Source organism: Chitinimonas sp. BJB300 (assembly GCF_002735695.1).
Classification (GTDB): Bacteria; Pseudomonadota; Gammaproteobacteria; order Burkholderiales; family Chitinimonadaceae; genus Chitinimonas.
This window is the reverse complement of record NZ_PDZH01000132.1, coordinates 1-9,616: the sequence shown is the minus strand read 5'-3', so window position 1 is coordinate 9,616 and position 9,616 is coordinate 1. Positions and strand designations below refer to the sequence as shown.

Below are 9,616 nucleotides of genomic sequence, written 5' to 3'. Positions count from 1 at the left end.
GAATGCCTGAGCATCAAGACGAAGAAGAAACCATTTGCGCTTTGCCGCAAGTTATTGATCAACGCCTCCCGCGCGGCTTATGAATCAGCTACAGCTGTTTCTCGCAGCTACTGCGTAACATCAGTTACCTTAGTCTCAAGGGTGAGGGGTGCTCAGACGTTGCAACATCGCCCAGATTGCGGCCATTTGTGGTGCTTTTTTCATATAGAAGTCAGGGTGAACCGGATCCTGGCTGCTATAGCCCCAGAAGTCCCAGCAACCTTTTGGGTTACGCACTGGATTGGTACGTATCTGTGGGTAGAGAACGACGATACGATTGCTGTCTGCCAACTCGTTATAGCCTGTCGTTCGATAGAAACGGTCGCCAATGCGAGCGTCTTCTTGCGTACAACCATGGAACACCACATGTACCCGGCAGCTTTCCTGGCGGCAGGCAGCAGGAATGTAGGCATGGCCTACGGGTGCGAGGCCGCTACCGTTTGATTCGGTGAATTCAGACTGATCGAAATCCACCAACTCCCCGCCCAGTTGGGTAACAGGTGGCTGCAGATCGCCATAGAGATGACGCAATATGTCCCGAGATTGGAAGAAATTGCAGTCATTCAGATTCGGCGCTTTATTGGCAGCGCAGCTCAGGTCGGTGCCGTTGTCTGTAATCAGGGCGTGGCCAGCATTGATATTGTCAACATACTTCAGTTGTTGAGCAGGTACACCAGCAGCAACATAAAAAGCGCGGGTTTGAGCGACTACCTTGGGTTTAACGATGCTGTCGGCTGCGCCGGTAAATATATAGACACGCTGTCGCGCAATATTGCTGGTCTCGTCGATCTCTTGCGTGTTGGCGAACTGCTGAGCTTGCCTGAAAGCCTGGTTACCTGATGGTGCTGGACCCAAGGGGGTCATGCATTGGGTCATGGCTGTCATCAGAAAGCGGTTTGCCCCGTTGTAGCTGCCCAGCCCGGCACAATAGTAGGGGCCGCCGGCAACAATACCCGCACCGGCGACGCTTGCTGAGTAGGCGACACTGAACTGAGTCGCCATAAACGCCCCGGACGATAGCCCGGATACCGTATTTTGCGCAGAGTCGGTGCCGAGTGCGGGCAACGCTGGGGCATCGTTTGCAGCATGGGTGCTGGTAAAGGGTAACCACAGTACGAGTGGAAGCCAGCACAGTCTGTTGCGTAAAGCGGAAAAGAAGCGCATCGGTCATCTCCTATGGGGTGGGTGAATAGATTTTCAACACGTACTTCGTTTTACTTACTGATGTTACGCAGTAGCTGCGAGAAGCAGCTGTAGCTGATCATAAGCCGCGCGGGAGGCGTTGATCAGTAACTTGCGGCAAAGTGCGAAAGGGTTCTTCTGCGTCTTGATGCTCAGGCATTCAAGTTTGAAGGCTGCGCAAATAGTGCCCGCCACGATCGGTCGGTCAGCAACGCCAAGCGGGCCGGGGTTACACAGCCTGATGAATTACTTGGTAGGGGAAAGGGGCGGTAAGATTGGACCGGTTGGACCGTTAGCAGCTAGCCGATACGATGTAATCCTTATCCTATTGTTTGCATTTTCGGCAATGCGTCCACTCGCCTCTTGCCGTAGCTAGTGCAACCAATATGACCACTAACGCCAGGCACAGAGCCATTTCATGCATGACTATGGTGTTCGCCCTAATACCCGTTTTTTTTGCAGACGCGCATGCTGCGCCCCCACGAAGTGATATATCAAACCCGTTGTGTTGGATGCTAAAGCTTGGACAGGATGAACACCGTTACGAAGTTACGGACGGGGTTTGTGCGCTACGCCTTTTGCCATGCAGCACTCGGTACTTAAGTAACACGTGCAAAAGGGAATACGATGAACCAAGCGCAACATCCGCTACTCCAGTTATTGAATCGCTTAAGTTTGGTTAGCCAGATAATGGTTGGTTTGATCGCTGGAATAGCGCTCGCTTTATGTTTTCCTACGGCGGCGAAATCAGCAGGTCTGCTTGGTGTCTTTTTTGTCGGCGCATTAAAAGCCGTCGCGCCGGTTTTGGTATTTGTCTTGGTGGCGGCATCGATTGCAAACCATAAGCCAAGCCAAAAATCCAATATGCGTCCGATTCTGGTTTTGTATTTGTTTGGCACCTTTGCTGCAGCGCTGGTTGCCGTCGCCGCGAGTTTTTTATTTCCATCTACGCTCATTCTGGTTCAGCAAAGCACCGCTCTGACGCCGCCGGCAGGCATTGTCGAAGTGATGCGTGGTTTGTTGCTCAGTGTGGTCGATAACCCTGTCAAGGCGCTGATCAACGCAAACTTTATCGGCATCCTTGCCTGGGCAGTGGCGCTGGGGGTGGCGTTGCGCCATGCAGCGGACACGACCAAAGCTTTAGTCAATGACCTTTCTGCTGGTGTTTCGTTCATTGTCAGCATGGTTATCCGCTTTGCCCCGCTGGGTATCTTTGGTTTGGTTGCTTCCACCGTTGCCGAGACGGGGCTTGGCGCTTTGCTTACCTATGCCCATCTTCTGTTGGTGTTGATTGGCTGCATGTTGTTTGTAGCGTTGGTGATGAACCCCGCGATTGTCTATTGGAAGATTCGACGCAATCCCTTTCCGCTGGTACTTACCTGCTTGCGTGAGAGCGGCGTTACGGCATTCTTCACCCGTAGCTCGGCAGCCAATATTCCTGTGAATATGGCTTTGTGTAAGAAACTGGGCCTGCAAGAGGATGCGTATTCCGTGTCCATACCGCTTGGCGCCACCATCAACATGGCCGGGGCAGCCATCACAATCTCTGTGCTTACCTTGGCGGCGGTGCATACCTTGGGTATCAAGGTCGACCTGCCGACAGCGTTGCTATTGAGTGTGGTATCGGCGATCTGTGCTTGTGGGGCCTCTGGTGTGGCGGGTGGTTCGCTGCTGTTGATCCCGATGGCGTGTAGCCTGTTTGGTATCTCCAATGATTTGGCTATGCAGGTAGTGGCTGTCGGTTTCATTATTGGCGTGCTTCAAGATTCGGCCGAGACCGCGTTGAACTCATCTACCGATGTACTGTTTACCGCAGCGGCTTGTCAGCGAATGGAAGCCGTACCTGCGTAACCTCAAGTAGGTTGGTTATGGAAAGCCGTAGACGAAAGTCTGCGGCTTTTTTCATGGGTGTGAATAGCCAATAGCAGATTGGATTGCATGCCTGGGCCGGTGAATTTCCATTTTGGGGTTTGCCGGTTTTTCATGAAGTGTGGCCACCTAAGGGGATTGAGCCTGCCCCTGTTGTTCAAAATGCCACGTCTGGCGCTTGCTATTGGCCTGTGCTTGGCTTCAAGCCGTGTGTGCGGCTAGTCTTCCTACCTTGCGGCGATAAGCCCAACCGACTATTTCAGGGAGGAAGCATTATTTATATAACAAATAGAAATTTAAAGATGAATTAATGCAACTAAATGGTTATACGGGCATAGGCTTACTATGCCCCTTCTCATCAAAAGTAGTCGACACAATCGGCTACTGCTTTATGCAATTGGGCGAGGCACAACATGTCGTTTGATCCGCTGCTTGGCCTGATCGGCCAGACACCGCTACTGAGGCTTAGCAAGCTTGATACCGGTCTGTGCGAGTTGTTCGTCAAACTGGAAAACCAGAATCCAGGCGGTTCAATTAAAGACCGTATCGCTTTGACCATGATTGAAGCGGCCGAGCGTGACGGCCGGTTGCGGCCCGGTGGCACCATTGTTGAGGCGACTGCGGGCAATACAGGCTTGGGGTTGGCACTGGTGGCGGCGCGCAAGGGATACAAGCTTAAGTTGGTTGTGCCGGACAAGATGAGCTTGGAGAAGATTTTCAACCTGAAGGCGTTGGGGGCCGAGGTGATTATTACCAGGTCCGATGTGAACAAGGGCCACCCGCTTTATTACCAGGACTACGCGCACCGTATCGCGCAGGAAACGCCGGGTGCGTATTACATCGACCAGTTCAATAACCCAGCCAACCCCGATGCGCATGAACATGGTACGGGGCCGGAGATTTGGCAGCAGATGGGGCATGAAGTTGATGCGGTTGTGGTGGGTGTGGGGTCTAGCGGTACGCTTACAGGCCTGAGTCGTTTCTTCAAGCGTGCAGCACCCCAAGTGGAATTTGTGTTGGCCGATCCTGAGGGTTCGATTTTGGCTGACTATGTTGAAACCGGCAGCTTTGGCGCGGCGGGTAGTTGGCGGGTGGAAGGCATCGGCGAGGATTTCGTACCACCGCTGGCGGACTTTAGTGCGGTACGGCAAGCGCTGCGGGTATCAGACAGTGAGAGCATCCAGACCGCCCGTAGCTTGTTGGAAGTAGAGGGCGTGCTGGCGGGTTCATCCAGTGGTGCACTGGTAGCAGCTGCTTTACGTTACTGCCGTGCCCAGACGACGCCCAAGCGGGTAGTCACGTTTATTTGCGATAGCGGTAACAAGTATCTGTCGAAGCAATTCAATGATGGCTGGTTGATTGACCAAGGGCTGATGCAGCTGCCGCAGAAGGGCAACCTCACTGACTTGATTACCCGCCGGCATGATTTGGGCGCCACGGTGACAGCTAAACCTGATGAAACCCTGGCCGACGTGTATGCCCGAATGCGGCGACACGATGTATCACAACTGCCGGTGCTGAGCGGGGCAGCCGAGGTACTGGGCATTATCGATGAGTGGGATCTGCTACGGGCGGTGCATGACAAACCTGAGAATTTCCACTTGCCTGTACACAAAGCGATGATCACCGCGCTGGAAACCTTGTCTCCGAGCGACTCTACCGAAAAGCTACTGAGTATCTTCAACAACGGCTTGGTGGCCATCGTTGTCGACCACGGCCGATTCCTGGGCCTGATTACCCAGTCGGACCTGATTAACCACTGGCGGCAGCGCTTGCGTTGATGCCCTGTAAGGATGTCCAGCATGTCACACCAATTCGATACCCTTAGTGTTCACGCCGGCTATGTGCCAGACGCGACGGGCGCGGTGATGCCGCCTATCTATACCAGTTCGACCTATGCTCAGCGTGCTCCCGGTGAACATAGCGGTTATGAGTATGCCCGTAGCGGCAACCCTACGCGGGGAGCGTTTGAAAAAGCGCTGGCCGAGTTGGAAGGTGGCAGCGCCGGTTTTGCCTTTGCATCGGGTCTTGCCGCGATGTCCACGGTGTTGGAACTGCTGGATGCCGGCAGCGAGATTGTGGCGTTGGATGATCTGTACGGTGGAGCATGGCGGTTATTTGAAGGGGTGCGTAAGCGCACTGCCGGGCTCAAAACCCGCTACGTTGCACCGGACGACCTGAACGCCTTGCGTGAAGCAGTGACGCCGGCTACACGTTTGGTCTGGCTGGAGTTGCCGACCAATCCGCTGCTCAAGGTGGCGGATTTGGCGGCGGTTGTGAAAGTCGCCCACGCCGTCAGTGCGCTGGTGGTAGTGGATGCGACCTTTGCAACCCCTTATTTGCTACGCCCCCTCGATTACGGCGTGGATATCGTAATCCACTCTGTCACCAAATATCTGAATGGTCATTCGGATGTGATTGGCGGCGCTGCCATCGTCCGTACGCCTGAGTTGGCTGAGCGTTTGGGCTATCTGCAAAACGCAGTGGGCGGAGTGCTCGACCCGTTTTCCAGTTTCCTGGCGATGCGTGGCCTGCGTACATTGGCTTTGCGCATGCAAAGGCACAGCAGCAATGCCCAAAGCGTAGCTGAGTGGTTGGCAGCACAGGGTGGGGTGGAGTATGTCGCTTATCCTGGGCTGCCCAGCCATCCGCAGCATGCACTGGCCAAACGCCAGTTTCCACGTGGGTTTGGAGGCGTCGTCAGCGTGTGGCTGAAGGCGGATGATGCCGGCGTGCGACGCTTTATTGCGGCGCTCAAGGTTTTCACGCTGGCAGAAAGCCTGGGTGGCGTGGAAAGCCTGCTGAATCTACCCTGGGCAATGACGCATGCGTCCATACCCGAGCCTGATCGTATCCGCCGCGGCATTACACCCAAATTGCTGCGCCTGTCGGTGGGGGTGGAGCACATAGATGATCTGATTGCAGACCTGCGTGCAGGTTTTGCAGCCGTTTGAATAGTCCCCTCATTTGATCTGCGAAAGAGAACCCTATGCATAAGCGAATTTTTCTGAAGGTCCTGCTGGCAATTGGCTTGTTTACAACCGCTTCCGCGGCCGATTTGCTCGACACCGTCAAGGCCCGCGGTACGCTGAAGATAGCCCTTGAAGGGACCTATCCACCATTCAGCTTCAAGAATACCAAGGGTGAGCTGGATGGATTTGATGTTGAGACTGCCAAGTTGCTGGCCAAAAAGCTGAACTTGAAACCCGAGTTCGTGACGATCGAGTGGGGTGGGATTCTGGCGGGTTTGCAGACGGGCAAGTACGACATCATCGTTAATCAGGTGGCTGCAACTGACAAGCGCAAGGAAGTATTCGATTTCACCCAGCCTTATACATTGTCGAGTGCACAGTTAATTCTGCGTAAGGATGTAAGTCATAACTACAAGGGCCTGGCTGACTTGAAAGGCAAAAAGCTGGGGGTGGGGCAAGGCAGCAACTACGCAGATCTGGCCAAGGCTGTGGATGGCGTAGAGGTAAAGACCTACCCAGGCGCACCTGAATACTTACAGGATTTGGCATTGGGCCGATTGGATGCTGCATTGAACGATAGTTTGCTGATCCCGTATCTGATCAAGCAAGCCAAACTGCCGCTTAAGGGTGGCGCAGTAGTAGGTAGTGTGGAAGGTAGTGCTATTCCCTACTTGAAAGGTAATCCTGCCTTTGGCGCAGCGCTCGATAAAGCATTAGCTGAGGCCAAGGCTGATGGCAGCTTTGCCCGTATCTCAAAGAAGTATTTTGATCGTGACGTGAGCAAGCCATTGCAGGGTGTTTGAGATTTCATACCTGCGACGATGCCGCTTTCCGTATTGCCGTACGACTTGGGTTGCCGGGATGTTTATACCCCAGGTCGCCTAAGAACATGTTTACGATCTTACTGTGCAACTGTGATCAGGGCTCATGTGCTGTTCGAAATCCTCATGTACAAAAGTACATGCCGGTTTCTGCGCTACGCTTCACCCTGCTGACCGCTGTTCGTGACAGATTGTAAACAGGTTCTAAGTCTGTTTTGTATTTAAGACTTCATGCCCGATTTGCTCCCACTCCTGCGCGATGCCTTACCTATTCTGCTTACCGGAACAGGTTGGACATTGGTCTTCGCTCTTGCCTCCATGGGAGGCGGAGTGATTGTGGCTGCGCTGGTTGCAAGCCTTCGCTTACTGGGGCCAAGTTGGCTGGCGCATATCCTGGGTGTTTATGTCAGCGCTTTTCGTGGCACGCCATTGCTGGTGCAGGTTTTTGTCATCTATTACGGCTTGCCCAGTATTGGTTTTCAACTCGAACCCCTGCCGGCAGGGGTATTGGCGCTGAGCTTGAATGCAGGCGCTTATCTGGCGGAAAGCCTGCGCGGTGCCATTGCTGGGGTGTCGCAGGGTCAATGGGAGGCAGCAGCCAGTCTGGGTATGCAACGTAACCAGGCGTTGCACTACATAATTGCGCCCCAGGCATTGCGCTTGGCGGTGCCCAGCCTGGGGAACACCTTGGTCAGCTTGATCAAGGACACATCGTTGGTGTCGGTGATTGCGGTGACCGAATTGATGTTGGCAACCAAAGAACTGATTTCCACGACCTTCCAGCCCCTGCCGCTATATTTGGCAGCAGCGGCGATCTACTGGGTATTGAGTGTGGGCCTCGAGCGCCTACAGCGCGTACTTGAACGCAAACTTGCCCTGCCCGCTTGAAGTCACCCTTTTCGGCCACTTCCTATGCCTTATCAAGCAGAGTGGCGGGCATATCCATATCGTATTTTCCCCTGAGAACCTGTCTAAAGTCTGCTGTGCGTCGGCAATATGGCGTTGAAAACACCCTCGGAATGCTCATTTACCACTTGTAAACTCCGCTTCCTCAGCTGTTTTCGCCTTATCTTGCCCTAGCTCGCGAGAATTTAGACAGGTTCTGATACTGAGTCGATGGATTAACTCGACAGCTATCTATGTCCTGCATCGATAGGAATTGGGGGAATCCGGCTTTGGACGGGCGTTAGCCTGTTCCTCTATGCTGAGAAGCCTTCTCATTCGGCAAATAATTTTTAGGGGAAATAATGCAACGTCGTACTCTACTAAAAGCAATAGGCGCTACAACTGTATTGGGGGTACCCATGGCGAGTGAAGCAGCGAAATCCCGTAATACATTGACTCAAACCCTTGATTTGGCGCGTTGGTCTGATTTCAATCTGAACACCATCAACCAAGTGTTGAAGGAAGCAGGTAAGGGCAGTCCGCACTACAACGCCAAGAAAAAGCCTTACGCGGTGTTTGATTGGGATAACACCTGCATCATGAACGACTGTGAAGAAGTGTTGATGATGTATCAAATCCGCAACCTGAATTACAAGCTGACACCGGATGAGTTTGCAGAAGTCGTGCGCCAGGACATACCTGATGGCGCCTTCGGCAAGACGTATCTCACGGTTGATGGCAAGCCGGTGCTGATGGAGGATATTGCGGCTGATCTGGAAGCTGACTATCGCTGGATGTACGCCAACTACCAGGGTTGGGGCGGTGCAATGACCCTGGAACAGATACGTCAAAGTGATCAGTTCAATGACTTCCGCGCCAAAATGTTCTTCACCTATGAAGCTGTCTGCGATGTTTACCCCATTGAGGTTGGCTACAAATGGATTATCTATTTCTACAAGAACTTCACCCCGGCTGAATTACAGGCAATGGCAGAGGCGTCGAACGACTATGGTTTGGGCGATGCTTTGCACAAAGTAAAGCTCACCAGCCCGCAACAATTACCCGGTAAAGCCGGCGTTGTTGCGACAACCCATTTCACCGGAATTCGCATCCACGAGGAAATGCGTAACCTGATGACCACGTTACGTGCCAATGGTATTGATGTTTATGTTTCCACGGCTTCGATTGATGATGTTGTTCGCGTATTTGCCGGGAACCCAAAATACGGTTATGGCGTGCCACCCGAGAATGTGATTGGCTTGCGGTTGGAAATGAAAGCCGGGAAATACGACAACGTTTATCGCAAGGGTTGGCAATTCAATTGGGGTCCCGGCAAGACGGAAGGTATCAAGAATGTTTTGGTTGCCGCCAAGGGATATGGCCCCCTTATGGTGATGGGCGATAGCGATGGTGATGCTTGGATGATGCGTGACTTTGCCGATACCAAATTAGGCATTATTGTGAATCGTCTGAAAGGTGGCGAAATTGGTGCCAATAGCAAGAAAGCGGCAGAAGCCATAGGGCAATCCCACGCACGCTTTATCTTGCAAGGGCGCAACGAGCACATCGGTGTTTTCCTGCCAGAGGAAAAAACCCTGAAATTTGGCAAGACAGAAACCAATCTATTGGCTTGATGGCTTTTGATCAATAAAAAGAGGTGCTCATAGAGCACCTCTTTTTTATGTGCGCCCAGCATGGGCGCACTCCTGCGGGTGGAAGTTCCGCCGTAAGTTGATCACAGCGAACGAAGTGAAGCGCAACTGCGTGAGGGCGACCGAGCGTGGGAAGGAAGCGTGGATCGTAAACCGCGAGCCGATGGACAAGAACCGGATAGAAGGCGCTGCCGAG

At 53.2% G+C, this 9,616-nt stretch carries 7 protein-coding genes; 6 read left to right on the top strand and 1 reads right to left on the bottom strand.

Going from position 1 to position 9,616, the window contains the following annotated elements:
* Positions 1-135: 135 nt before the first annotated feature.
* Positions 136-1,203 (bottom strand): extracellular catalytic domain type 2 short-chain-length polyhydroxyalkanoate depolymerase, encoded by a 1,068-nt coding sequence (locus tag CSQ89_RS17660; protein WP_099407410.1) that lies wholly within the window; start codon positions 1,201-1,203, stop codon positions 136-138.
* A gap of 645 nt (positions 1,204-1,848) precedes the next feature.
* Here CSQ89_RS17660 and sstT point away from each other — a divergent pair.
* The 6 genes from sstT to CSQ89_RS17625 all read left to right on the top strand — a co-directional run bounded on the left by sstT (position 1,849) and on the right by CSQ89_RS17625 (position 9,402).
* The gene (sstT, locus tag CSQ89_RS17650; RefSeq protein ID WP_099407409.1) at positions 1,849-3,072 is read left to right on the top strand and encodes a serine/threonine transporter SstT; all 1,224 of its coding nucleotides are present in this window, start codon (positions 1,849-1,851) and stop codon (positions 3,070-3,072) included.
* 431 nt (positions 3,073-3,503) lie between these two features.
* On the top strand, positions 3,504-4,871 hold the full coding sequence (locus CSQ89_RS17645; protein ID WP_099407408.1) for a pyridoxal-phosphate dependent enzyme: 1,368 nt from the start codon (positions 3,504-3,506) through the stop codon (positions 4,869-4,871).
* A 21-nt stretch (positions 4,872-4,892) separates the two neighbouring features.
* Positions 4,893-6,044 (top strand): trans-sulfuration enzyme family protein, encoded by a 1,152-nt coding sequence (locus tag CSQ89_RS17640; protein ID WP_099407407.1) that lies wholly within the window; start codon positions 4,893-4,895, stop codon positions 6,042-6,044.
* A 35-nt stretch (positions 6,045-6,079) separates the two neighbouring features.
* The gene (locus tag CSQ89_RS17635; RefSeq protein WP_099407406.1) at positions 6,080-6,865 is read left to right on the top strand and encodes a transporter substrate-binding domain-containing protein; all 786 of its coding nucleotides are present in this window, start codon (positions 6,080-6,082) and stop codon (positions 6,863-6,865) included.
* 249 nt (positions 6,866-7,114) lie between these two features.
* Entirely contained in the window at positions 7,115-7,771 is a 657-nt protein-coding gene (locus CSQ89_RS17630) for an amino acid ABC transporter permease (protein WP_099407405.1), read from the top strand.
* Positions 7,772-8,130: 359 nt separating this feature from the next.
* Entirely contained in the window at positions 8,131-9,402 is a 1,272-nt protein-coding gene (locus tag CSQ89_RS17625) for an HAD family hydrolase (RefSeq protein WP_099407404.1), read from the top strand.
* Positions 9,403-9,616 lie beyond the last annotated feature (214 nt).

Coding starts and splice junctions, on each gene's coding strand:
- CSQ89_RS17660 (WP_099407410.1), bottom strand. CDS start 1,203: ATGCGCTTCTTTTCCGCTTTACGCAACAGACTGTGCTGGCTTCCACTC.
- sstT (WP_099407409.1), top strand. CDS start 1,849: ATGAACCAAGCGCAACATCCGCTACTCCAGTTATTGAATCGCTTAAGT.
- CSQ89_RS17645 (WP_099407408.1), top strand. CDS start 3,504: ATGTCGTTTGATCCGCTGCTTGGCCTGATCGGCCAGACACCGCTACTG.
- CSQ89_RS17640 (WP_099407407.1), top strand. CDS start 4,893: ATGTCACACCAATTCGATACCCTTAGTGTTCACGCCGGCTATGTGCCA.
- CSQ89_RS17635 (WP_099407406.1), top strand. CDS start 6,080: ATGCATAAGCGAATTTTTCTGAAGGTCCTGCTGGCAATTGGCTTGTTT.
- CSQ89_RS17630 (WP_099407405.1), top strand. CDS start 7,115: ATGCCCGATTTGCTCCCACTCCTGCGCGATGCCTTACCTATTCTGCTT.
- CSQ89_RS17625 (WP_099407404.1), top strand. CDS start 8,131: ATGCAACGTCGTACTCTACTAAAAGCAATAGGCGCTACAACTGTATTG.